General features: G+C 73.3%; 25 protein-coding genes. 14 read left to right on the forward strand and 11 right to left on the reverse strand.

Features of this window, described 5'->3' with window-relative positions; all coding sequences use genetic code 11:
* Positions 1-254: 254 nt before the first annotated feature.
* Positions 255-542: an XRE family transcriptional regulator gene (locus ABEA77_RS07505; RefSeq protein WP_345642937.1), complete on the reverse strand. Its 288-nt coding sequence runs from the start codon at positions 540-542 to the stop codon at positions 255-257.
* Positions 543-761: 219 nt separating this feature from the next.
* Here ABEA77_RS07505 and ABEA77_RS07510 point away from each other — a divergent pair, with 219 nt between their 5' ends.
* On the forward strand, positions 762-1,229 hold the full coding sequence (locus ABEA77_RS07510; protein WP_345642940.1) for a helix-turn-helix domain-containing protein: 468 nt from the start codon (positions 762-764) through the stop codon (positions 1,227-1,229).
* A gap of 331 nt (positions 1,230-1,560) precedes the next feature.
* Here the strand turns inward: ABEA77_RS07510 and ABEA77_RS07515 are convergent, their stop codons facing one another.
* From ABEA77_RS07515 to ABEA77_RS07525, 3 genes are all read right to left on the reverse strand, one after another.
* Entirely contained in the window at positions 1,561-1,839 is a 279-nt protein-coding gene (locus ABEA77_RS07515; protein ID WP_345642943.1) for a small hydrophobic protein, read from the reverse strand.
* 109 nt (positions 1,840-1,948) lie between these two features.
* Positions 1,949-2,329, reverse strand: coding sequence for a peptidase inhibitor family I36 protein (locus ABEA77_RS07520; protein WP_345642946.1), 381 nt, complete (start codon positions 2,327-2,329; stop codon positions 1,949-1,951).
* A 154-nt stretch (positions 2,330-2,483) separates the two neighbouring features.
* Positions 2,484-4,079, reverse strand: a complete 1,596-nt coding sequence (locus ABEA77_RS07525) for an MFS transporter (RefSeq protein ID WP_345642949.1) — start codon at positions 4,077-4,079, stop codon at positions 2,484-2,486.
* Positions 4,080-4,262: 183 nt separating this feature from the next.
* Between ABEA77_RS07525 and ABEA77_RS07530 the strand changes: the two genes are divergently transcribed.
* The 3 genes from ABEA77_RS07530 to ABEA77_RS07540 all read left to right on the forward strand — a co-directional run bounded on the left by ABEA77_RS07530 (position 4,263) and on the right by ABEA77_RS07540 (position 7,285).
* Entirely contained in the window at positions 4,263-5,003 is a 741-nt protein-coding gene (locus ABEA77_RS07530) for a TetR family transcriptional regulator (protein ID WP_345642952.1), read from the forward strand.
* 65 nt (positions 5,004-5,068) lie between these two features.
* Positions 5,069-6,280 (forward strand): alpha/beta hydrolase, encoded by a 1,212-nt coding sequence (locus ABEA77_RS07535; RefSeq protein WP_345642954.1) that lies wholly within the window; start codon positions 5,069-5,071, stop codon positions 6,278-6,280.
* Between the two features lie 63 nt (positions 6,281-6,343).
* Positions 6,344-7,285 (forward strand): DUF4429 domain-containing protein, encoded by a 942-nt coding sequence (locus ABEA77_RS07540; protein ID WP_345642956.1) that lies wholly within the window; start codon positions 6,344-6,346, stop codon positions 7,283-7,285.
* A 25-nt stretch (positions 7,286-7,310) separates the two neighbouring features.
* Here the strand turns inward: ABEA77_RS07540 and ABEA77_RS07545 are convergent, their stop codons facing one another.
* Together ABEA77_RS07545 and ABEA77_RS07550 are read right to left on the reverse strand one after the other, a co-directional pair.
* Positions 7,311-8,330: an aldo/keto reductase gene (locus tag ABEA77_RS07545; RefSeq protein WP_345642959.1), complete on the reverse strand. Its 1,020-nt coding sequence runs from the start codon at positions 8,328-8,330 to the stop codon at positions 7,311-7,313.
* A gap of 6 nt (positions 8,331-8,336) precedes the next feature.
* A complete protein-coding gene (locus ABEA77_RS07550; protein WP_345642961.1) occupies positions 8,337-8,801 on the reverse strand; it encodes a MerR family transcriptional regulator in 465 nt (154 codons plus the stop codon).
* Between the two features lie 101 nt (positions 8,802-8,902).
* On the opposite strand from ABEA77_RS07550, the gene ABEA77_RS07555 reads away from it, so the two are divergent.
* Positions 8,903-9,406 carry a GNAT family N-acetyltransferase gene (locus tag ABEA77_RS07555; protein WP_345642963.1) on the forward strand — a complete coding sequence of 168 codons (504 nt, stop codon included), beginning with the start codon at positions 8,903-8,905 and terminating at the stop codon, positions 9,404-9,406.
* A 53-nt stretch (positions 9,407-9,459) separates the two neighbouring features.
* Complete coding sequence (locus ABEA77_RS07560; RefSeq protein ID WP_345642965.1) at positions 9,460-10,338, forward strand: serine hydrolase domain-containing protein; 879 nt, start codon at positions 9,460-9,462, stop codon at positions 10,336-10,338.
* Between the two features lie 172 nt (positions 10,339-10,510).
* On the opposite strand, the gene ABEA77_RS07565 is transcribed toward ABEA77_RS07560, so the two are convergent.
* Positions 10,511-11,002: a MarR family winged helix-turn-helix transcriptional regulator gene (locus ABEA77_RS07565; RefSeq protein WP_345642967.1), complete on the reverse strand. Its 492-nt coding sequence runs from the start codon at positions 11,000-11,002 to the stop codon at positions 10,511-10,513.
* 311 nt (positions 11,003-11,313) lie between these two features.
* Here ABEA77_RS07565 and ABEA77_RS07570 point away from each other — a divergent pair, with 311 nt between their 5' ends.
* Positions 11,314-12,303: an alpha/beta hydrolase gene (locus tag ABEA77_RS07570; RefSeq protein ID WP_345642969.1), complete on the forward strand. Its 990-nt coding sequence runs from the start codon at positions 11,314-11,316 to the stop codon at positions 12,301-12,303.
* A 52-nt stretch (positions 12,304-12,355) separates the two neighbouring features.
* On the opposite strand, the gene ABEA77_RS07575 is transcribed toward ABEA77_RS07570, so the two are convergent.
* Positions 12,356-13,018 carry a pirin family protein gene (locus ABEA77_RS07575; protein WP_345643126.1) on the reverse strand — a complete coding sequence of 221 codons (663 nt, stop codon included), beginning with the start codon at positions 13,016-13,018 and terminating at the stop codon, positions 12,356-12,358.
* Between the two features lie 43 nt (positions 13,019-13,061).
* On the opposite strand from ABEA77_RS07575, the gene ABEA77_RS07580 reads away from it, so the two are divergent.
* From ABEA77_RS07580 to fabF, 5 genes are all read left to right on the forward strand, one after another.
* On the forward strand, positions 13,062-14,261 hold the full coding sequence (locus ABEA77_RS07580; protein ID WP_425588220.1) for a PucR family transcriptional regulator: 1,200 nt from the start codon (positions 13,062-13,064) through the stop codon (positions 14,259-14,261).
* An 87-nt stretch (positions 14,262-14,348) separates the two neighbouring features.
* The gene (locus ABEA77_RS07585; RefSeq protein ID WP_345642974.1) at positions 14,349-15,290 is read left to right on the forward strand and encodes an ACP S-malonyltransferase; all 942 of its coding nucleotides are present in this window, start codon (positions 14,349-14,351) and stop codon (positions 15,288-15,290) included.
* 15 nt (positions 15,291-15,305) lie between these two features.
* The gene (locus ABEA77_RS07590; protein WP_345642977.1) at positions 15,306-16,307 is read left to right on the forward strand and encodes a ketoacyl-ACP synthase III; all 1,002 of its coding nucleotides are present in this window, start codon (positions 15,306-15,308) and stop codon (positions 16,305-16,307) included.
* Between the two features lie 125 nt (positions 16,308-16,432).
* Entirely contained in the window at positions 16,433-16,681 is a 249-nt protein-coding gene (locus ABEA77_RS07595) for an acyl carrier protein (RefSeq protein WP_345642979.1), read from the forward strand.
* A gap of 122 nt (positions 16,682-16,803) precedes the next feature.
* A complete protein-coding gene (fabF, locus tag ABEA77_RS07600) occupies positions 16,804-18,066 on the forward strand; it encodes a beta-ketoacyl-ACP synthase II (RefSeq protein ID WP_345642982.1) in 1,263 nt (420 codons plus the stop codon).
* A 78-nt stretch (positions 18,067-18,144) separates the two neighbouring features.
* Here fabF and ABEA77_RS07605 read toward each other — a convergent pair whose 3' ends face one another.
* Positions 18,145-19,020: an NAD(P)-dependent oxidoreductase gene (locus ABEA77_RS07605; RefSeq protein WP_345642985.1), complete on the reverse strand. Its 876-nt coding sequence runs from the start codon at positions 19,018-19,020 to the stop codon at positions 18,145-18,147.
* A 46-nt stretch (positions 19,021-19,066) separates the two neighbouring features.
* Positions 19,067-19,561, reverse strand: coding sequence for a DUF3145 domain-containing protein (locus ABEA77_RS07610; RefSeq protein ID WP_345642986.1), 495 nt, complete (start codon positions 19,559-19,561; stop codon positions 19,067-19,069).
* A gap of 293 nt (positions 19,562-19,854) precedes the next feature.
* On the opposite strand from ABEA77_RS07610, the gene ABEA77_RS07615 reads away from it, so the two are divergent.
* Together ABEA77_RS07615 and ABEA77_RS07620 are read left to right on the forward strand one after the other, a co-directional pair.
* Positions 19,855-20,757: a GDSL-type esterase/lipase family protein gene (locus ABEA77_RS07615; RefSeq protein ID WP_345642989.1), complete on the forward strand. Its 903-nt coding sequence runs from the start codon at positions 19,855-19,857 to the stop codon at positions 20,755-20,757.
* Between the two features lie 20 nt (positions 20,758-20,777).
* On the forward strand, positions 20,778-21,785 hold the full coding sequence (locus tag ABEA77_RS07620; protein WP_345642991.1) for an aldose epimerase family protein: 1,008 nt from the start codon (positions 20,778-20,780) through the stop codon (positions 21,783-21,785).
* A gap of 26 nt (positions 21,786-21,811) precedes the next feature.
* Here ABEA77_RS07620 and ABEA77_RS07625 read toward each other — a convergent pair whose 3' ends face one another.
* Complete coding sequence (locus tag ABEA77_RS07625; RefSeq protein WP_345642994.1) at positions 21,812-22,402, reverse strand: TetR/AcrR family transcriptional regulator; 591 nt, start codon at positions 22,400-22,402, stop codon at positions 21,812-21,814.
* Positions 22,403-22,415: the final 13 nt, after the last annotated feature.

Genomic DNA, 22,415 nt, shown 5'->3' on the forward strand with positions numbered 1-22,415 from the left:
CTGCGCACGGACCCGTCGAGACCGACGGGCGGCGCTGCGCAGGCAGCGAGCCCGGTCGCGTAGTGATCGACCGGGCTCGTGAACTGCCGCACGAAGGGCCTGTCTCCGGGTGCCACCGGAGGCGGGCCCTTTCTGCGTGGCGACCTCGCCCGGGGGCGGGGTCACGCCTCGCGGCGGCCTCATTCTATTCATTAATCTATCCTCGCGGGCGGGAATCGGGGATCTGTTACAGATATGCCAGTGGCATATCCACGTCATGCCCGGGTCTTCTCCGCCCCCGCCGCGGCCGGCGGCGGCAGGCTGAACAGGTCGTGCATCCGCGCGTTGAGGACCTCCGCGATCAGCCATGCCGTGCTCAGTTCGCAGCGCTCCCGCGCCGTGCTCCCGCGGCCCGCGATGCGGCCGATCGTGGCGGCGCTGACACCGCGCCCGGTGGGGTCGATCTCCTTGGTCCTGGCGGCGAGGCCCGGACCCGACAGGCCCTGCCGACGCATTTCGTCGCGCAACGGCTGGCCGTGTGCCTTGCGGAGCACTTTCGGCATCGGGTACCTCATGCGGGGTCGGTGAGCCTGGGGGACGCCTCCGGACGAGGTGCTGCTACTTTTCTACAGTTGCAGTTACAGGAGTGTCAACGACATCACGCCTCCACAAGTGACTCAACGCGATCATTCACACACCCTCCGTGCACACATGAGATCTGTATGGCACGGCCTTCTACTTTTGCTTGCGAAAAGTAGAAGGGGCCAGGCAGTCTGTAGTCCGTGGCAGACGCTGAACCGACCGCCGACCGTCCCACCGACCCGACGGGCGAACCGACCGCGGGGCAGAACGCTGCCCGCAACGTCGCGCGCAACCCCGCCGCCGAGCGCGACGAGGAGGACTTCGCGCAGCTCCTCACCCGGCTGAAGCAGGACTACAAGGTCTCCGAGAGCGAGATCGCCCGGCGTATCGGCGTCTCCTCGGCCACCGTCAACCACTGGGTGCACCGCAAGCGCGGCTACGGCCGGGGACCCCAGCGGACGAGCCTCGTGACGCTGTCCAAGGAGTTCCCGCGCTTCTCGCTCGACAAGATCTACGCCTCACTCGGCCGCCCGGTCCCCGGCACCGTCAGCCGCGACAAGGAGGCCGAGGTGCTCACCGTCTACGCCGACCTCACCGAGGTCCAGCAGGAGTTCACCCTGATCCAGATGCGCGCACTGCGGGAGAGCAACCTCAACAAGCGCACGTAGCCGCGGGCGCTCGGTGGCATCGCGACACCTCGGCCACCGAGCGCCCCGCACCTGCTGCCTTTCCTCGACCCTTTGAAGAACCAGTTCTCTTCTCCGGTTCCCAGAGCCTCCAGCAGCGCGTCGAGCTGCCACTTTCATGCTCTTCTCGCATCCGGCCAGATCGGCAGACGAATCTTCTCCATGGATATTTCGTCCGCATGACACCGCTCCGGGACCGAACGGGTGGCGATCCGGCCTACGTCAAGGGTGATCGACGAGATGGGGATGAAGGCGCCGGGGGGCGGTGGCTGGTACCGCCGTCCCCCGGCCGCGTGCCCGGGGCCTGCCCGGGTCAGAACAGGCTGATCAGGGCGATCACCGTGTCGATGGCGCCGAGCACCACGGCGATCACGGCCGGGACGTGGCGGCTGGACCACCGCCGGTTCATGGAGAGCCAGCCGGTGATCATCGCGACCGGGCCGAGCACGATGCCGAGGACGAAGAACCCCGCGATCGCGCAGACGAGCCCGATGATCCCGAAGGTCGCGCCGTCCGGCCCGCTCCGCGACCCCATCCGGCCGCGTGAGCGGGGGCTCATGCGTGTTCGGGTACTGCTGCCGAAGCCCGCCATGACGTGTCTCCTCCCGGAGCTACCGGCCCGAGCCACAGGCCTGTTCGGACCTTCGCCCGTCCGCGTACCCGCCCTCGCCTGGGGCACTCCCCCGGCCGCGGACAGGGGCTCAGCGCTCCCAGACCTTGAACGCGCGGACGCGGTAGGGCGACCTGGGCACCCAGGTGCCATGGCCTGGATAGGTCTCGAACTCACCGGTCTCCGCGCACTCCTCGGACTGGTAGACCGTCACCGGACGGCCGAGGCGGTTGGCGAGCGAGAGCGCGGAACCGGCGCCGCGCAGCCGCACACAGTCCTGGACGACGAGGCCGGTCAGCTCGTATCTGCTCCGGGGGCCGCCGTAGCCGCCCTCGGGCCACAGGCACAGCTCGCCCGGCGCGCAGTCACCGCGCGGGGCGGGCGCGGCCCCGGCCGGGGCGGTCCCGCCCGCGGCGCAGGACAGTGCCGCGGCGAGCAGGGCGAGCGCCGTCGTTCTCTTCGTACGTCGCATGGTGAGGGACCCCCGTCGGTCGTCGTGTCGTGGCCGGTCTGCGGGGACAGCCTGCCCGGCGGGGCGGCCGCGGACAGCCGGAGGGGCCCGCCGAAACGATCCGGCGGGCCCCTCCGAACTGCGGATTTGACCCTCTGTCAGCCGCGTGTTGACGTCAGATGTGCGCCGCTCCGCCCGCCGCGGCCGCGTTCTCACCGCGCTTCGTCAACAGCGCGACGAAGATCGCCACGAAGCCCACGGCCGCGGCCACCAGGCACGCCAGCGTCATGCCCGACATGAAGGTGTCGTGCGCGACGGCCGTGATCTTCTCCGCGATGGCCGCGGGGGTGCCCTTCGGCACGGGCGCCACACCGACCTGCACCGCCTCGGAGACCTGCCCGATCTGGCCGGAGGTCAGGGGCGGCAGGCCCGCGTCCGTCCAGTTGCCCGGCAGCTTGTCGGAGACGCGCGAGGCCATGACGGCGCCGAGCACCGCCGTACCGAGGCTGCCGCCGATCTGCATGGCGGCCTGCTGGAGGCCGCCCGCCACACCGGAGAGCTCCATGGGCGAGTTGCCGACGATGACCTCGGTGGCGCCGACCATGACGGGCGCGAGCCCGAGGCCGAGCAGCGCGAACCAGAGCGACATGGTGGCGGTGCCCGTGCCGACCTCAAGGCGGGACATCCCGAGCATCGCGGCGGTCGTGAAGATCATGCCGCCCGCGAGCGGGATCCGCGGCCCGACCTTGGTGATCAGGGTGCCGGCGACGGGCGAGGCGACGATCATCATGGCGGTCAGCGGCAGCAGGTGGAGGCCGGCGTCGACCGGGCTCATGCCGTGCACGTTCTGGAGGTAGAACGTCACGAAGAACAGGCCGCCGAGGAAGGCGATGGCCATCAGCGCCATCAGCACCACGCCGGCCGAGACCGGGACGGACTTGAACAGCGTCATCGGGATGAGCGGTTCCTTGACGCGGTTCTCCCAGAGCGCGAAGACCGCGAAGCACACGATCGAGACGCCGATGAACAGCCAGGTGCTGCCTCCGCCCCAGCCCCAGGTCGGGGCCTTGATGAGCGCCCAGACAAGGCAGAACATCGCCGCGGAGAGCAGCAGGATGCCGAGCAGGTCGAAGGACCTGGGCGCGTTCTCGGCCCGGTGGTCGAGCAGGATGAAGACGCCGAGGACCAGCGCCGCCACGCCGACCGGCACGTTGATGAAGAACACGGACTGCCAGCTGATGTGCTCCACGAGCACACCGCCGAGGATCGGGCCGCCCGCGGTGGAGGCGCCGATGACCATGCCCCAGATTCCGAGCGCCGCGTTGAGCTTCTCCGCGGGGAAGGTGGCGCGCAGCAGGCCGAGGGCGGCCGGCATCAACAGGGCGCCGAACAGGCCCTGGAACACCCGGAGGGCGACCACGAGGCCGATGGTGTGGGAGAGGCCGATGGCCCCGGACGCGGCGGCGAAGCCGACCACGCCGATGAGGAAGGTCTGGCGGTGACCGAACCGGTCACCGAGCTTGCCCGCGGTGATCAGCGCCACCGCCAGGGCCAGGAAGTAGCCGTTGGTGATCCACTGGACGTCGGCGAACGAGGCCCCCAGGTCCTTCTGAATGGCCGGGTTGGCGATCGCGACGATGGTGCCGTCAAGGGCCACCATCATCACGCCGACGGCCACGGCGATGAGCGTCAGCCAGGGGTGGCCGCGCAGCCCCTTCTTGGACGGCGCCGTCGTCGGGGGCGCCTGATCGACGGTGGTCTGACTTGTCATACCGCACACGCTAATGTCAGTAGCTGACAGTTGACAAACCAATTCACAAGTCGGTAACTGTCACGTGGCTCACAAACGCCGGGACTACCGTGGTGGAGGGGCGTGACCGGCCGGAACGCCCCGGTCGGCCCGGCAGACGCCGACAGGACAGGACGCCGGAAGAAGGAGCGAGGTTCCCCCACAGTGAGCGTCGGGCAGGGCACAGCGGCAGAACGGCCCACGGGTCTGCGCGCGCGCAAGAAGCAGCGCACGCGGGACGACCTGATGCGCGTCGCGCTCCAGCTTTTCACCACCCAGGGGTACGAGGCCACCACGGTGGACGAGATCGTGGAGGCGGTGGAGGTCTCGCAGCGCACGTTCTTCCGCTACTTCGCCAGCAAGGAGGACGTCGCCCTGGCGATCGTCTCACTGGTGGAGGGGCAGTTCGTCGAGCAGCTGCGGACGCGGCCGCCCGAGGAGGGCCCGCTGTGCGCGCTGCGTGCCGCGATCACCGAGGGCTGGGCCCGGATCGGCGAGACCATCGAGGACATCGCCCCCGTCGAGCTGGTGATGAAGGCCTACCAGATGATCGAGTCCACCCCCGCGCTGCTCTCCGCGCACATGCGCCGCGGCAGCGAGACGGAGGAGGAGATCGCCCGGATCGTCGCCGAGCGGGAGGGCCTCGACATCGAGCGGGACGCGCGGCCACGCGCGGCCGTCGCCGCCGTCTGCGGGGTGCTGCGGATGGCGGGCCGCGTCTGGGGCGGGCCTGGGCACGAGACCAGCGTGGAGGCGCTGACGGCGCTGACCGAGACGTATCTGGACGCGCTGCACCCGTCCCTGGCGGGCGACTGGCGTACGGCGGACGGCGCGGCGGAGGCGGCCACCTGTGTTCCCGACACCCGCCCTTCGGCTAGCCTGGCACAAGATGTGACCTTTACGTGATCGGTGCGTGACCTGTCGCCCCCGCTGCGGGGGCGCCTGACGACGCGCTCTAGGGTGGCCTGCCAGTGATTCCTTTCGCCTCTTCACCCGCTCTGCTGACGTGGCGGACGCTCCTGGCGCTCGCCGTGGTGTTCGTGATGCTCGCGACCACGGGCTGGACCGCCGTACAGCGGGGCCAGAGCCCGGCCGACCCGCTCAAGGCGGCCGTGGCCTCGTGGCGCAAGGGCTCGATCGGCCACCGCCGGCTGCCCGACCCGCGCTCCTCGCCCCGCCGCATCGCCGCGTTCTTCGGCGCGCTCACCTCGGGCGAGCGCTCCCGGCTCGTGTCGCGCTACCCCCTGGTGGTCGGCAACCTCAACGGCGCCCCCGTCTCCCTGCGCTACCGCGCCAACCGGCTCGCGCTGCGCCAGGAGGCGGCCGTGGAGCGCCGCAGGGCCGAGGACACGCAGCTCTCGCCCGAGGGCCGGGGCCTCGCGGCGAAGACCGAGCAGCAGTACGCGTCGATGCTGGAGCCCGGCAGGGACTTCCTCGCCTTCGACCCGTCGGGCACCGGGCGCGCGGCCGAGGTCTTCGGCGACCTCGCGCACGCCCGCAGGATCTCGGTGGTGGTGCCGGGGGTGGACACCAACATGCTGACGTTCCAGAAGACCGGCAAGTGGTACAGCGCCCCTGCGGGCATGGGCTCGTCGCTCTACACCGCCGAGCGCGCCGCCTCCCCCTCCACCAGCACCGCCGTCATCGCCTGGGCCGACTACACGGCGCCCGCAGGACTCGGCATGGACGCCGCCATAGGGACGCTCGCGCGGGCCGGCGCCGTACGCCTGACGGCACTGGCGCGGGCGCTGCCGGGCGCGGCGCCCGTCTCGCTGTTCTGCCACAGCTACGGCTCCGTGGTGTGCGGCGTGGCCGCGCGCGACCTGCCGCGGCGCGTGGTCGACGTGGCCGTCGCGGGCAGCCCGGGCATGCGGGTCGGCAGCGCGGCGGGCCTGCGCACGCGGGCGCGCGTGTGGGCGATGCGGGACACCGGCGACTGGATCCAGGACATCCCCTACGTGGACGTGGTGGGCCTCGGCCACGGCGCCGACCCGGTCTCCGCGGGCTTCGGCGCACGGGTGGTCTCGGCCGCGGGCGCGCAGGGCCACGCCGGCTATTTCCAGCCGGGCACGACGAGCCTGGACAACTTCGCGGACATCGCCGTCGGCGACTACGGGGCCGTGGTGTGCGCGGGGGACGTTTCGGGCTGCCACGACGGAATCCACGCCGGAGGGGACTCCTGACGCGCGTAGATTTCCGCGCTCGGGCTGGAGACGTGGCGGCGAACGCCGCCTAACATGTGGCACATGGGTGATGTACTGGCCGGTATCCACGCCACCTGGGAGTTCGAGGGCGACTCCGTGCTCATCCGCTTCGGACGGGGCATACGGACGCCCAGGCTGTTCCAGGTGCTGCGGGAGCGCCGCATCCCCCACGAGGCGCTTGCGTCGGTGGCGGTGTCCCCCGGCAGACGCGGCACGGTGGTGCTGCGCGCCGTGGTGCGGCCGGGCGCAGACCCCCTGATGGACGCGGCGGCCGGGCAGCTCAAGGAGGGGTACGACCCCTACCGCCTGGTGGTGCCCGCGGGCCGCGAGACCCTCGCCGAGTTCTACGCGCGGGAGCTGCGCAAGGCCCTGGAGGCCCGGGGCCCGCAGGACTCGGCGGCCCCCGCCGACCAGCACCTGGTGGCGCCGCCTGAGGCGCCGCTCGCCTTCAAGGCGTACGACGGCAGGGCCGCGTTCGACGGCAGCGAGGTGTCCTTCCGCTGGTCGTGGACGGGCGCCTCCACCGCCAAGTGGAAGGCGGGCGACCAGACGTTCAGGGTCGGCGACCTCCAGGGCGTCGAGTGGCGCTCCCCCGAGGGCTCCGACGGCTATCTGCGGCTGACCGCGCGTCAGCCGGCCGTCGCGCAGCCCGCCCTGCGGGCCGCCGTGCCGGGACAGCCCACCGCGGCGGAGGCCGAACGGCGCGCGCGGCCCGACCTCGACCCGTCCGCGGTGGTCTTCGGCGTCGGCTACGGGCCGGTCCACGAGTCCCTGCCGTTCGCCGCCGCCGTGCTCGCCGCCGTGCGCGGCGGCTCCTCGGCCCGCTCCCACCCCGGGGAGCGCCGGCACGCCCCGGCACCCGCCGCCGACCCGGGGCGCTCGGTCGCCGACCGGATCAGGCAGCTGGGCGAGCTGCACAGCGCGGGCCTCGTCACGGACGAGGAGTTCACCTCGAAGAAGGCCCAGCTGCTCGCGGAGCTGTGAGCCCCGTTCCCCGCGGCCCCGCCGGCTACTCGCGGCCCGCCGAGGTGAAGCTCATGTCGGCGTAGCGGCCACCGGCGACGCGGGAGGCGATCGGTTCGAGGACGTCCAGCTCGCTGGGGGTCAGGATCAGGTGCGTGGCGCCCACGTTCTCCTCCACGCGGGCCCGGCTGCGGGTGCCGGGGATCGGGACGACCCCGACGCCGTGCACGCCCGCCCGCTGCTGCACCCAGGCGAGGGCGACCTGCGCGAGCGTCGCGCCGTGCGCGCCCGCGACGGCTCGTACGGGTTCGAGGAGCGCGGCGTTGGCCGCCGCGTTGTCCCCGGTGAAGCGGGGCTGCTGGCGGCGGAGGTCGTCCTCGCCGAGCTCCTTGTCGGCGCTGACGAACGCCCCGGTCAGAAAGCCCCGGCCGAGCGGCGAGTACGGCACGAGCCCGACGCCGAGCTCGGCGGCCGCGGGGACGACCCTGGCCTCGATGTCGCGGCTGAACAGCGACCACTCCGACTGCACGGCGGCGATGGGGTGCACGGCGTGCGCGGCGCGCAGCTCGTCCGCGGTGACCTCGCTCAGCCCCAGGTGCTTCACCTTGCCCTCGCGCACCAGCTCGGCCATGACGCCGACGGTCTCCTCGATCGGGTACCGCACGTCGCGCCGGTGCATGTAGTACAGGTCGATCGCCTCGACACCCAGCCGCGACAGGCTCTCCTCCGCGCTGCGCCTGATGTACGCGGGGTCGTTGTCGATGATGCGCTTCGTGCGGTCCTCGCGGTCGATGGCGAGGCCGAACTTCGTGGCCACCACCACCTCGTCGCGGTGCGCGGCGAAGAACGGCGCGAGGAACTCCTCGTTGCCGCCGTCCCCGTAGGCCGCGGCGGTGTCGAACAGGGTCACCCCCAGCTCCAGCGCGCGCTCCAGCGTGGCGCGCGACTCGGCGGGGTCGCTCGGGCCGTAGGCGAAGCTGATGCCCATGCAGCCGAAGCCCTGGGGGCCGACCTCGGGCCCGTGCGTGCCCAGGCGGATCAGGGTGGGGGGCGGGGTGTCGCTCATCGGTGCTCAGCACCTCTCCGACGCCTGGGAGGCGTCCGCGTAGAAGCCGATCTTCTGGTCGAGTACGGCGACGGTGTCCTGGAGCTCCGCGATCCGCGCGTGGACGTCCCGCCGTGTGTGCAGCAGGAGTTCGTGCCGCTCGGCGAAGGTGCTCTCCCCGGCACGCACCAGCTCCGCGTAGCGGACCATGTCCGCCACGGGCATGCCCGTGAGCCGGAGCTTGGCGACGAGGGAGAGCCAGTCGAGGTCGCGGTTGCTGAAGCGGCGCTGGCCGGTGTGCGAGCGGTCGACGTGCGGCATCAGGCCGATGCGCTCGTACCACCTGAGGGTGTGCGCGGTCAGTCCTGTGAAGGCGGCGACCTCGCTGATCGTGTACTGGTCCTGCCCCTCGGGCCGGGGGTGCCCTGGCGGTCCTGAGGCACAGGTGTCCGTGGCCGATGCGTCCACCGGTGTGCTCTCGGTCAGCGTCATGCCCCCACGCTAATTCCTTGGAGTGCGCTCGAAGCAAGGGCGGCGCGTCGCGGGGCCGAACCGGTATCGCCGCCCGGGTCCGCCGCCCTACGCTGCGCGCCATGGAGCCGACCACCGACACCGCGCCGCACGCCGCTGTGACCACAAGGGCCGCGGGCCCCGGGGACGCGGAGGAGCTCGTACGGCTGCGCGCCGTCATGCTGGACTCGCTCAACCCCGGTAGGGACGACGGCTCCTGGCAGCCCGCGAGCGTCGCGATCCTGCGGCGGGCGCTTGCGGAGCCGGACGGGGACCTGGCGGCCTTCGTGGTGGACGCGCCGGGCAGGCCCGGTGTCCTCGCGGCCTGCGTGGTCGGCACCGTCACGCAGGGGCTCGGCTCCCCCGGCAACCCCGCGGGGCTCGGCGGCCATGTCTTCAGCGTGGCGACGGACCCGTCGATGCGGCGGCGCGGCTGCTGCCGCGCCTGCATGGAGGCGCTGCTCGCCTGGTACCGGCGGCGCGGGGTCGTCAAGGTCGACCTGCACGCGTCGCGGGAGGGCGCGCCGCTGTACGCGTCCCTCGGCTTCCGGCCGACGCGGGCGACCGCCATGCGGCTCCTGCTGTGATCCGGGCCGCCCCCGCTCCCGGCCCCCGCGCGGCCTGAACTAGGGTCGGGCGCATGCAGCGCCACGAGTCCTCGCCGTCCGCACCTCCCCCGGGGCCCGCGGGGTCCCTGAGGTCCCTGCGCCGGGTCGGTGAGTGGCCGGTGCCGCACGCGGCGGCGGCCGTCGTCCGCGCGGACGGCACACTCGCCGGGTCGTACGGGCCCCAGGACCTGCGGTTCCCGCTCGCGTCCGTGACCAAGCCGCTCGCCGCCTACGCGGTCCTCGTGGCGTACGAGGAGGGCGCGGTCGAACTCGACGAGCCCGCGGGGCCCGAGGGGTCGACCGTCCGCCACCTGCTGGCGCACGCGAGCGGCCTGGCGCCGGACGAGCAGCGGGCGCTGGCCGCGCCCGGTACCCGGCGCGTCTACTCGAACGCCGGATTCGAGGCGCTGGGCGCGCATGTGGCGCGGGCGAGCGGGATCGCCTTCCCCGACTACCTGCGCGAGGCCGTGCTCGAACCGCTCGGCATGGCGGCGACGGAGCTTCCCGCGGGCGGTTCGCCGGCCCGCGGCGCGGTCTCCACCGTGGCCGATCTGGCGCGGTTCGCGGCGGAGCTCCAGGCGCCCAGGCTGCTCGACCCGCGCACGGTGGCCGAGGCGATGACGGTGCAGTTCCCCGGGCTCTCCGGAGTGCTGCCGGGCTACGGCGGCCAGAGGCCCAACGACTGGGGGCTCGGCTTCGAGATCAGGGACGGCAAGTCGCCGCACTGGACGGGCGCCGCGTCGTCGCCCCGTACCTTCGGCCACTTCGGGCAGTCCGGCACGTTCCTGTGGGTGGACCCGGACGCGGGCGCGGCCTGTGTCGCTCTGACGGACCGGGATTTCGGCCCCTGGGCCGTCGAGGCGTGGCCGCCGCTGACGGACGCGGTACTCGCGGAACTGCGCGCCTCCTGACGCGGCGCACCCCGCACGGGCGGCCAGGGATCACGCGGGCCGCCTGCCCCGGGTGCCGAGGCCGCGCGGGCGAACCGCCCCGAGATCGCGCGGGTGACCTGCCCCGGGGCCGCGCGGGCGGACCGGCTCTGCGCCGCGCGGGCGCGCCACCGCGGCGGCCCGCGCGCTCGGCTCAGGCGCGGCCCTCCGCGTGGGCCGTGACGTTGCGGGTGAGGCGGCGCAGGCTGGCGCGGGTGCGGTCGAACTCCTCGTCGGCCAGGCCCATCGCGTCGCCGATCGCGCCGGGGATGGCGCGGGCGCGCTCGCGCAGCGCCGCGCCCTCGGGGGTCAGCGCGATGCGGACCGTGCGCTCGTCGTCGGCCTGCCGCTGCCTGCGCAGCAGGCCCGCCGTCTCCAGCCGCTTCAGCAGCGGCGTCAGCGTGCCGTAGTCCAGCTGGAGCGCGGCACGCAGGTCCTTCACCGGCACCCCGTCGCGCTCCCAGAGCGCCAGCAGCACCAGGTACTGCGGGTAGGTGAGGCCGAGCTCGTCGAGGAGGGGCCGGTAGAGCGCGGTGACCGCGCGCGACGCGGCGTACAGCGCGAAGCACATCTGGTCGTCGAGCAGCAGGGACAGCTCTCCCTTTGCGGCCTGCCCGCCGGTGCGGGCGTCCTGGTCCGCGCTCATACCTGCTCCCCTTCATCCGTCTGGTGCGGTTGACCCGGCTGATCCGGTTCGTCTGGCTGGGCGACTGCGCGGCGGCCACCCGTCCGTCGCCGGGCGGCCGCCTCTCCAGCGTATCCCCTCGCCCACGATGGACCGTGAGGCACCTTCCTCGTGCGCAACTAAACCGCCCTCAACCCACTGTCCCAAAATTAGCTTGCGCACGATTTAAATGTGCCCTAGCCTTCTGGTGGTCCGAACGGAAACCCTCCTGACGGAGCCCGATGGCAGGGCAGCGAACCCACCGCGGCCCGCCGGAACGAGGAGAAGACCCCATGTCCGAGAGCACCACCACCCCCGCGGCCCCCGTGCTCGAACCGGCCGCCGCCGCCTTCGCCGAGGCCACGTCGACGCCGCCCTTCCTCTTCCAGCTGCCGCCCGCCGAGGGCCGCGCCGCCGTCGACGAGGTGCAGTCGGGCGGCCTCGACGAGCTCCCGGCCGCGGCGAATCCCGCCGCCGACGAGGAGTGGGTCACCGTCCAGGGCGGCCCCACCGGCTCCGTGCGGGCCAGGATCGTCAGGCCCGCCGGCGCCACGGGCACGCTGCCCGTGATCCTCTACCTCCACGGCGCAGGCTGGGTGTTCGGGAACGCCCACACCCACGACCGGCTGGTGCGCGAGCTCGCCGCGGGCACCGGCGCCGCCGTGGTCTTCCCCGAGTACGCGCTCGCCCCCGAGGCGCGCTACCCGGTCGCCGTCGAGCAGAACTACGCGGTGGCGCGCTGGATCGTCGCCGAGGGCGCGGCGCACCGCCTGGACGCGGGCCGGATCGCCGTCGCGGGCGACTCGGTCGGCGGGAACATGACGGCCGCGCTGACCCTGATGGCCAAGGAGCGCGGGGACGTGCCGCTGGTCCAGCAGGTGCTGTTCTACCCGGTGACGGACGCCTCCTTCGACACCGCCTCGTACCACCGGTTCGCCGAGAACTACTTCCTCGCCCGCGAGGGGATGAAGTGGTTCTGGGACCAGTACACGACCGACCCGGCGCAGCGCGCCGAGATCACCGCGTCGCCGCTGCGCGCCACCGAGGAGCAGCTGGCGGGGCTGCCGCCGGCCCTCGTCATCACCGGCGAGGCCGACGTGCTCCGCGACGAGGGCGAGGCGTACGCGAACAAGCTGCGCGCCGCCGGCGTCCCGGTCACCGCGGTCCGCTTCCAGGGGATCATCCACGACTTCGTGATGCTCAACGCCCTGCGCGGGACCCACGCGGCCGACGGCGCGATCCGCCTCGCCGTGGACACGCTGCGCCGGGCGCTGGCCGCCTGACGCGCCACCTCGGCGGCGGCCGGGGCCAGGGCCCCGGCCGCCGCGGCATGTCTCAGCCCGGCGGAGCCATCTCCCACACCAGCGTCTCCGAGCGGCCCGCGTGACCGGTGAGTTCGAGCCCGCGCGCGTCCGTGACCCGCGCCGAGTCGCCGGGCCGCAGCTCCTCGCCGTCGAGCAGCACCGCGCCGCGCACGACGTGCGCGTAGAGGAAGGCGGCGTCCGGCACCGCGGAGCGCTCCCCCTCGGCGAGCCGCCGCACATGGAGCATGGCGCCGGCTTCCGGCAGGGCGTACGGCGTGGAGTCGGCGATGCCGCGCACCAGGTCGTACGCGGGGTCGCCGCCCGGCTCCCTGGGCGCCAGCCACATCTGCACGAAGACCAGCGGCTCGCCGCCCTCGTTGCGCTCGCTGTGCCTGACCCCGGACGCCGAGCTCAGCCGCTGCAGGTCGCCGGGGCGCACCACGGTCGTACGGCCCTGGGAGTCGCGGTGCGTCAACTCGCCGCTGACCACCCAGGTCACGATCTCGGTGTGGCTGTGCCGGTGCTCGCCGAAGCCGGCGCCGGGTGCGAGCCGCTCCTCGTTGCAGGCGATCACCGCGCCGAAGCGCAGGTTGTCGGGGTCGTAGAAACCGCCGAAGGAGAAGGCGTGCAGGGAGACGATGCCGGCGTCCTCGTCCCCGCCGGGGTAGCGGTCCTCTGCGTACCGAAGGGACATCACGGGCCCCACGGTAGCCCCGGCCCCGCGTCCCGCCGCCCTGATGAGGCAGTCTTGTCCCGTGCCTCGACCCGCGAACGAACCCCATCCGCACGCCGCCACCCTGCGCCGCCTCGAACAGTCCTCGGGGCGGCTCGCCGCCAACGCCATCGCGCTGATGGACGAGACGCTGCCGTGGTACCGGGCGATGCCGCCGGAGAACCGTTCGTGGATCGGGCTCGTCGCACAGGCCGGTGTCGCCGCCTTCACCGAGTGGTTCCGCCGCCCCGAGCGGCCTCAGGCGATCTCCACCGACGTGTTCGGCACGGCGCCGCGCGAGCTGACCCGGGCGATCACCCTCCGGCAGACCGTCGAGATGGTGCGCACGACGATCGAGGTCGTCGAGTCCGCCGTGGAGGAGATCGCGGCGCCCGGCGACGAGGCCGTGCTGCGCGAGGCGCTGCTGGTGTACGCGCGGGAGATCGCCTTCGCGACCGCGCAGGTGTACGCGCAGGCCGCGGAGGCGCGCGGCGCCTGGGACGCGCGTCTTGAGTCCCTCGTGGTGAACGCGGTGCTCTCGGGCGAGGCCGACGAGGGCGCGGTCTCCCGGGCCGCGGCGCTGGGCTGGACCAACCCCGAACACGTCTGTGTGCTGCTCGGCACGGCGCCCGAGGGCGACAGCGAGCTGACCGTCGAGGCGATCAGGCGGGCGGCGCGACACGCCAGGCTCCAGGTGCTGACCGGCGTGTTCGGCAACCGCCTCGTGGTGGTCGCGGGCGGCTCCGACAATCCGCTCCAGGTCGCGAAGGGGCTGATCGGGCCGTACGCGGCGGGGCCCGTCGTCGCCGGGCCCGTCGTGCCCGACCTGCAGAGCGCCACCCGGTCCGCGCAGGCCGCGGCGGCCGGGCTGCGGGCGTGCGCGGCCTGGCAGGACGCCCCCCGCCCCGTGCTCGCGGACGACCTGCTGCCGGAGCGCGCGATCGCCGCCGACCCGGCCGCGCGGGAGCAGTTGGTGGAGGAGATCTACAGACCGCTGGAGGAGGCGGGCTCGGCGCTGCTGGAAACGCTGAGTGTCTATCTGGAGCAGGCGAGCAGCCTGGAGGGCGCGGCCCGCATGCTGTTTGTGCATCCCAACACCGTGCGCTACCGGCTGCGCCGTGTGACAGACGTCACGGGGTGGTCACCCTCCGACGTACGTTCCGCCTTCACGCTGCGGATCGCGCTGATCCTCGGGCGGCTCGCGGACGCTGACGTCCAGTTCTGAGCTTGTAGAGTCTCCACAACTACCCTCTCGGTTCTTGGTCCCTGTCATCACGGGCGCCCCGGACCGTCGGCAAGAGAGAGTGTGAGGGTGCTCGTACTCGTCGCTCCCGGCCAAGGCGCCCAGACGCCCGGCTTCCTGACCCCCTGGCTCGAACTCCCCGGCGCGGAGGAGAAGCTGCGGCAGTGGTCGGCCCTCATCGACCTCGACCTGGTCCGCTACGGCACCGAGGCCGACGAGGAGCAGATCCGCGACACCGCCGTCGCCCAGCCGCTGCTCGTGGCCTCCGCGCTGCTGTCCGCGCGGCAGCTGTTCCCGTCCGACGGCGACCTGCGCGGCGCGGTCGGCGCGGTCGCCGGCCACAGCGTCGGGGAGTTCGCCGCCGCCGCGCTCGCCGGCGTGCTCGGCGACGACGAGGCCATGGCCCTGGTCGGCGCCCGCGGACGCGCGATGGCCGAGGCGTCGGCCGTCACGGCGACGGGCATGGCCGCGCTGCTCGGCGGCGAGCGCGACACCTCCATCGCCCACCTGGAGCGGCTCGGCCTCACCCCGGCCAACGTGAACGGCAGGACGCAGATCGTCGCGGCGGGCACCCTGGAGCAGCTGGCCGTGCTCGCCGAGGACAAGCCCGAGGGCGTACGGCGGGTCGTACCGCTCAAGGTCGCGGGCGCCTTCCACACCCGCCACATGGCCCCCGCGGTCGACGCGCTCGCCGTGGCGGCCAAGGAGCTCGCGCCGCGCGACCCCGCGCTGCCGTACGTCTCGAACCGGGACGGGCAGCAGGCCACCACGGGCGCCGACGCCCTGGCCCGGCTCGTCGGCCAGGTCGCCAACCCGGTGCGGTGGGACCTGTGCATGGAGACCTTCAAGGACCTGGGCGCCACCGCCCTGGTCGAACTGTGCCCCGGCGGCACGCTGACCGGGCTGGCCAAGCGTGACCTGCCCGGGGTCACGACACTCGCGCTCAAGACCCCTGACCAGCTCGACGCGGCCCGCGCGCTGGTTGCCGAGCAGTCCTCAGCGGCCGGATAAAGGAGCCTCACGAGCATGTCGAAGATCAACCCCAGCAAGGGCGCGCCGTACGCGCGCATCATGGGCGTGGGCGGCTACCGCCCCACCCGCGTCGTGCCCAACGAGGTGATCCTTCAGACGATCGACTCGTCCGACGAGTGGATCCGCTCACGCTCCGGCATCGCGTCCAGGCACTGGGCGTCCCCGGAGGAAACCGTCGCCGCGATGTCCGTCGAGGCGGCGGGCAAGGCCATCGCCGCCGCGGGGCTGAGGCCCGAGCAGGTGGACGCCGTGATCGTCGCGACGGTCTCGCACTTCCACCAGACCCCGGCGATCGCCACCGAGATCGCCGACCGGATGGGCGCGGGCAAGCCCGCCGCGTTCGACATCTCCGCGGGCTGCGCGGGCTTCGGCTACGGCCTCACGCTGGCCAAGGGCCTGATCGTGGAGGGCTCCGCCTCCCATGTCGTGGTGATCGGCGTGGAGCGCCTCTCCGACCTGACCGACCTCACCGACCGGGCGACCGCGTTCCTCTTCGGGGACGGCGCGGGCGCGGTGGTCGTCGGGCCCTCGCAGGAGCCGATGATCGGCCCCACCGTGTGGGGCTCCGAGGGCGACAAGGCGGAGACGATCCGCCAGACCGCCCCGTGGACCGACTACCGCGACGGCGCGCCCGCCGCGTTCCCCGCCATCACCCAGGAGGGCCAGGCCGTCTTCCGGTGGGCCGTCTTCGAGATGGCGAAGGTCGCGCAGCAGGCCCTCGACGCGGCCGGCATCGGCCCCGGGGACCTGGACGTCTTCATACCGCACCAGGCGAACATGCGGATCATCGACTCGATGGTGAAGACTCTGAAACTGCCGGAGAGCGTCACGGTCGCCCGTGACGTGGAGACCACCGGCAACACCTCGGCCGCCTCGATCCCGCTCGCGATGGAGCGGCTTCTTGCGACCGGGAAAGCAGAGAGCGGCGACACCGCCCTCGTCATCGGCTTCGGGGCGGGTCTGGTGTACGCCGCGACGGTCGTTACCCTCCCCTAGGGTCTTTCGGTGCCGGGGCACGCGAGCCCGGCACGACCCACACGGGAGGCCCCCAGCACGCCCCCCGGCCGCAGGCCGGGGCCCGTGCCCGAAGTACAACCGCCACTATTGAAGGAGCGCCCGACATGGCCGCCACTCAGGAAGAGATCGTCGCCGGTCTCGCGGAGATCGTGAACGAGATCGCCGGGATCCCGGTCGAGGACGTCCAGCTGGACAAGTCCTTCACCGACGACCTGGACGTCGACTCGCTGTCCATGGTCGAGGTCGTCGTCGCCGCCGAGGAGCGCTTCGACGTCAAGATCCCCGACGACGACGTCAAGGAGCTCAAGACCGTCGGCGACGCCGCCGACTACATCGCCAAGCACCAGGGCTGACGGACCCGTCAGGAACTGATGGCACCCGGTCCGGCCGTATCCCGGCCGGATCGCACGGCTGAGGCCACCCGGTGGTGGCGCCGTAAGAATTCAGCCCCTCTACACGTGGAGAAAGAATTCCAGTGAGCTCGACCAATCGCACCGTGGTCGTCACCGGTATCGGCGCAACCACACCACTGGGTGGCGACAGCGCGTCAACCTGGGAGGGCCTGCTCGCGGGCCGTTCCGGGGTACGCACCCTCGACGACGAGCGCTACGCCGACCTGCCGGTACGGTTCGCCGCCACCGCGGCGGTCGACCCGAGCGAGGTCCTGGCCCGGCCCCTGGCCCGCAAGCTCGACAGGTCCGCGCAGTTCGCGCTGGTCGCCGCGCGCGAGGCCTGGGCCGACGCGGGCTTCACCGCCAAGGCCGGTGAGGACGCCGCGGTCGACCCCGACCGGCTCGGCGCCGTCGTGGCGTCCGGCATCGGGGGCATCACCTCCCTGCTCGACCAGTACGACGCGCTGCGCGACAAGGGCCCCCGCCGGGTCTCCCCGCACACCGTGCCGATGATGATGCCGAACGGCCCCTCGGCCAACGTCGGCATCGAGGTCGGCGCCCGCGCGGGCGTCCACACCCCCGTCTCCGCCTGCGCCTCGGGCGCCGAGGCCATCGGCTACGCGGTCGAGATGATCCGCACCGGCCGGGCCGACGTGGTCATCGCGGGCGGCACCGAGGCCACCATCCACCCGCTGCCGCTCGCGGCGTTCGCCAACATGATGGCGATGTCGAAGGAGAACGACGCGCCGGAGAAGGCGTCGAGGCCCTTCGACAAGTCCCGCAACGGCTTCGTCATGGGCGAGGGCGCGGGCCTGATCGTCCTGGAGACGGCGGAGCACGCCGCCGCACGCGGCGCCCGCGTCTACTGCGAGGTGCTCGGCCAGGGCATCTCCTCCGACGCGTACCACATCACGGCCCCCGAGCCGACGGGCGACGGCATCGCCGCGGCGCTGCGCCACCTCATGGACAACACGGGTCTCAAGCCGTCCGAGGTCGTCCACGTCAACGCGCACGCGACCTCCACCCCGCTGGGGGACCTCGGCGAGATCAAGGCTCTCCGCCAGGTCTTCGGCGACGAACTCGACCATGTGGCGATCTCCGCCACCAAGTCGATGACGGGCCACCTGCTGGGCGGCGCGGGCGGCATCGAGACCGTCGCGACGATCCTGGCGCTGTACCACCGCACGGCCCCGCCGACCATCAACGTCACGGAGCTGGACGAGGAGGTCGACGCGGACATCGTGCGCGACAAGCCGAGGGCGCTGCCCGAGGGCACGATCTCCGCGGTCAACGACTCGTTCGGCTTCGGCGGCCACAACGTGGTGCTCGCGCTGCGCTCCGTCTGACGCGCCGCGGCACCAGGGCCCCGGCCCCCTCCGCCGAGGAGGGGCCGGGGCCCTTGCGTACGCCCCGGCGGGCCGGTGTCAGCCCTGCTGGCTGGCGAAGTAGGTGGCCGCCATGTCCTCGTCGCCGTGGCCCGCTGCCTCGGCGCGGCGGAAGCGCTCGGCACCCGCCTCCGTGAGGTCCATGCGCACGCCCGCCGCCTCGGCGGCCGCGATGATCAGCCGGGCGTCCTTGGCCGCGTTGGACAGCGCGAAGCTGGGCTCGAAGTCGCCGTTCATGATGGCGGCGCCCTTGAGCTGGACGTAGCCGCTGTCCATCAGGCCACCCTTGATGGTGTCGAGGAACGCCCGCGGGTCGACGCCGAGTCCCTTGGCGAGGGCCACCGACTCGGCGGCGGCGTGGGTGAGCGCGAGCGTCCAGTTGTTGCAGACGAGCTTGAGGCGGGTGGCCGCGGCCGTCGAGCCGTCGTCGCCCGCCCAGACCGTGCGCTGCCCGATCGCGTCGTGCACGGAGGCGAGCGCCTCGCGGGCGGCGGCCGGCCCGGCGGCGATGGCCGTGAGCTTGCCGGCCTCCGCTGGGGCCTTGGTGCCGAGGACGGGGCCGTCGACGAAGAGGAGGCCGTGGTCCTCGCCGAACGCGGCGAGCCGCGGCACGTCGTCCACGCCGACGGTCGTGGACTGGAGCCAGACGGCGCCCGGCGCGAGCCCGGGGGCAGCCTCACGCATGGTCTCCAGGGTGGCGGGGCCGTCGTACAGCATCGTGATGACGACGTCGGCGCCGGTGACGGCTTCGGCCGCGGTGTCGGGGACCTCGGCGCCGTCCGCGGCGAGGGGTTCCGCCTTGGCCCGGGTGCGGTTCCAGACGCGCAGGGCGTGCCCGGCGCGCAGCAGGTTGCGGGCCATCGCCGCGCCCATGATGCCGGTGCCGAGCAGGGCTACGTTCTTGTGGTCAGCCATGGTCACCACCGTACGGCGCCCGGCCTGCCGTCGCGGCTCTGGCGGGTCAGACGACCTGGTGCAGCCAGCGGACCGGGGCGCCCTCGCCCGCGTACCTGAACGGTTCGAGCTCGTCGTCCCAGGGCTTGCCGAGCAGCTTCTGCACCTCGGTCTCCAGCGCGCTCTCGCCGCGCCCCGAGCGGGCGAGCGCGGCGCGCAGCCGGTCCTCGGGGACCAGGATGTCGCCGTGCACGCCGGTGACGGCGTGGAAGATGCCCAGTTCGGGGGTGGCGCTGTACCGCTCGCCCTCCGCCGCCGCGCTCGGCTCCGCCGTCACCTCGAACCTGAGCATCTGCCAGCCGCGCAGCGCCGACGCGAGCTGGGACGCCGTGCCCGCGCGCCCCTTCCAGGAGAACTCCGCTCTCCAGGTGCCCGGAGCTGCCGGCTGCCTGATCCAGTCGAGTTGGACCCGCACCCCGAGCACGCCCCCGACCGCCCATTCGACGTGCGGGCACATCGCGCGCGGTGCGGAGTGCACGTACAGGACTCCACGTGTCGTCACCGGGACCTCCAGTGTGGGACGAGGTTCGCCTTCCCAGCGGCCTCAGTAAACATCATCGAAAGCGGAACCCCGCAAAACGGACAGGATGTGACGTGATGCAACCTACCGGAGCGGTGAGGATCGAATGCCACCGGGCAGACGGGGAAAAACTACCGTGCGCCGGGGTCCCGGGGGTGACGTACCGTCGGTCCCGGGCCCGATTTACGCGAAGCTTTCACTCGCGAGGACGGGCCCGGGGTGCGCATAGTCCACGGGCGGTTTCGCCCGGCACGGGACCGGGAGGGCGGCGTGTCATGCGGTGGCTGAGGCGGTCGGGGCGGTCGCGCGCGGCGCGCGGCGGGTCCGCGGCCTGCGCGGCGGCCCTGCTCGCGCTCGCCGGGTGCGGTGCCCCCGGCGACGGCGCGCACCACCACCGGCCGCGCGCCACCCACTCGGCCGCGCCCGTGTGGAACACCAGGCCCGCGTCGCTCGCGGCGGTCGGCGACTCCATCACGCGCGGCTTCGACGCCTGCGGGCTGCTCAGCGACTGCCCCGCGGTGTCCTGGTCGACGGGTACGGACGCCTCGGTGGACAGCCTCGCGGTGCGGCTCCTCGGCGCGGCGGGCGCCCGTACGCACAGCTGGAACGCGGCGCGCTCCGGCGCCCGGATGGCGGACCTGCCGGCGCAGATGGCCGAGGTCGCGCCGCACAGGCCCGCCCTGGTGACGGTGCTGGCCGGCGCCAACGACGCCTGCCGGCCCTCGGTGTCCGGCATGACGCAGGTCGCGGCGTTCCGCGCCTCGTTCACTGCGGCGCTGCGCCGGCTGCGGGCCGCCTCGCCGTCCTCGCAGGTGTACGTGGCGAGCGTGCCCGACCTGCGCCGCCTGTGGTCGCAGGGGCGCGCCAACCCGCTCGGCCGCGAGGTGTGGAAGCTGGGGATCTGCGCGTCGATGCTCAAGGACGCGTCCAGCACAGGGCCCGCGGCCACGGCACGCAGGCAGGCGGTGTACGACAGGGTCGTGGCGTACAACGGCGCGCTAAGGGACGTGTGCGGGCGCGACCCGCGCTGCCGGTACGACGGGGGCGCGGTCTTCGACTACCGTTTCTCCGCGGCGCTGCTGAGCCCCTGGGACTGGTTCCACCCGGGCAAGCCGGGCCAGGGCAAGCTGGCGGAGATCGCGTACACCCGGGTCACGGCGGCGCGGGCGGCCCCGTAGGCTGCCGGACCGTGACGAGCGTGGACACGACAGTGGGCAGGGAAGCGGCGGGCACGGCGCCGGGCGGCAGGCCGGCCGAGCGGTGGACGCTGGAGCGCGGCGGCACCCGGGTGCGGCTGCTGACGTACGGCGGGATCGTGCAGTCGGTCGAGGTGCCCGACCGGTCGGGGGCGCGGGGCGACGTGGTGCTCGGCCTCGGTTCCGCGGCGGGGGCCACGGAGTACGCCGCGTGCCGCGGCCCGTATCTGGGCGCGCTGGTCGGCCGGTACGCGAACCGGATAGCCGGCGCGTCCTTCACGCTGGACGGCACGGCGTACGCGCTGGTGCCGAACGAAGGACCGAACTGCCTGCACGGCGGCGCCGAGGGGTTCGACCGCCGGGTCTGGCGGGCCGAGCGGGTGCCGGGCGGGGTGCGGCTCACACGCGTGAGCCCGGCGGGCGAGCAGGGCTTCCCCGGCCGCCTCGCCGTCTCCGCCACCTACACGCTGGACGCCGCGGGCGCGCTGGCCATCGCGTACGAGGCGGCGGCGGACGCGCCGACGCCGGTGAGCCTGACCAACCACACGTACTGGAACCTGGACGGCGCGGCGTCGGGGCCCGTCGTCGGCACCCACGAACTGCGGCTCGGCGCCTCGCGGATGACGCCGGTGGACGCGGCGGGCATCCCGACGGGCGGGACCGTGCCGGTGGCGGGCACCCGCCACGACTTCCGGACGGCGCGCGTCCTCGACGCGGGCCACGACCACAACTTCGCGCTGGACGGCGCGGCGGACGGCGAGCGGTTCGCCGCCGAGCTGTACGCGCCCGCTTCCGGGAGGGTTCTGACGATCCGTACGACGGAGCCGGGCGTCCAGCTGTTCACGGCGGACTCCTTCGCTCCGCCGCTGCCCTTCGGGCCCGGCGCGGGGGTGGCGCTGGAGACGCAGGCGTTTCCCGACGCGCCGAACCGGCCGGAGTTCCCCCCGGCCGTCCTGCGGCCCGGCGAGCGGTACACCTCGCGGACGACGTACGCCTTCTCGGTGCGCTGACGGCACGCGGCGGAGCGGGCCTCGGCTCAGCCGGCGGCGGGGCCCGCGTCGCCGCCCCGCAGCAGGGTGAGGAAGTCGCGGAAGACGGCGGGCATGTCGACGGCGTCGGGGTCGAGCAGCCACTGGTACTGGAGGCCGTCCATCACGGCCGTCAGCAGCGGGCCCGCCTGCTCGGGGGTGAGGCCGCTCGGCAGGCGGTCGCCGAACTCGTCACGCAGCGATTCCGCCATGTCGGCGCGCACCTGCTCGTAGCGGCGGGTGAAGAACGGGCGCGCCGGGTGGTCCTCGGTGACGCTCTCGCCGAGCAGCGCGGAGAAGGTCTGCACGACGCCCGGCCGCATCGCGTTGTAGTCCACGAGCGAGGTGAGCAGTTCGAGCCGCCACCCCTCGCGGCGCCGGCCGCCGCCCCCGGTGTCCCAGTGGTCCCGGTCCTCAAGGACGGCGAGGAGCAGCGCCTCCTTCGTCGGGAAGTGGTGCAGCAGGCCCTGCTGGGTGAGGCCGACCCGCTCGGCCACCGCCCCCAGGGTGGTGCCGCGGTAGCCGCGCTCCGCGATGACCTCGAGCGCGGCCCGCAGGATCTCGGCCCGCCGCTCCTCACCTCTGGCTCTCGCCGCCATCCGCCTCGGCCCT

Origin of the sequence: Streptomyces tremellae (assembly GCF_039540215.1) — a bacterium.
Classification (GTDB): domain Bacteria; phylum Actinomycetota; class Actinomycetes; order Streptomycetales; family Streptomycetaceae; genus Streptomyces; species Streptomyces tremellae.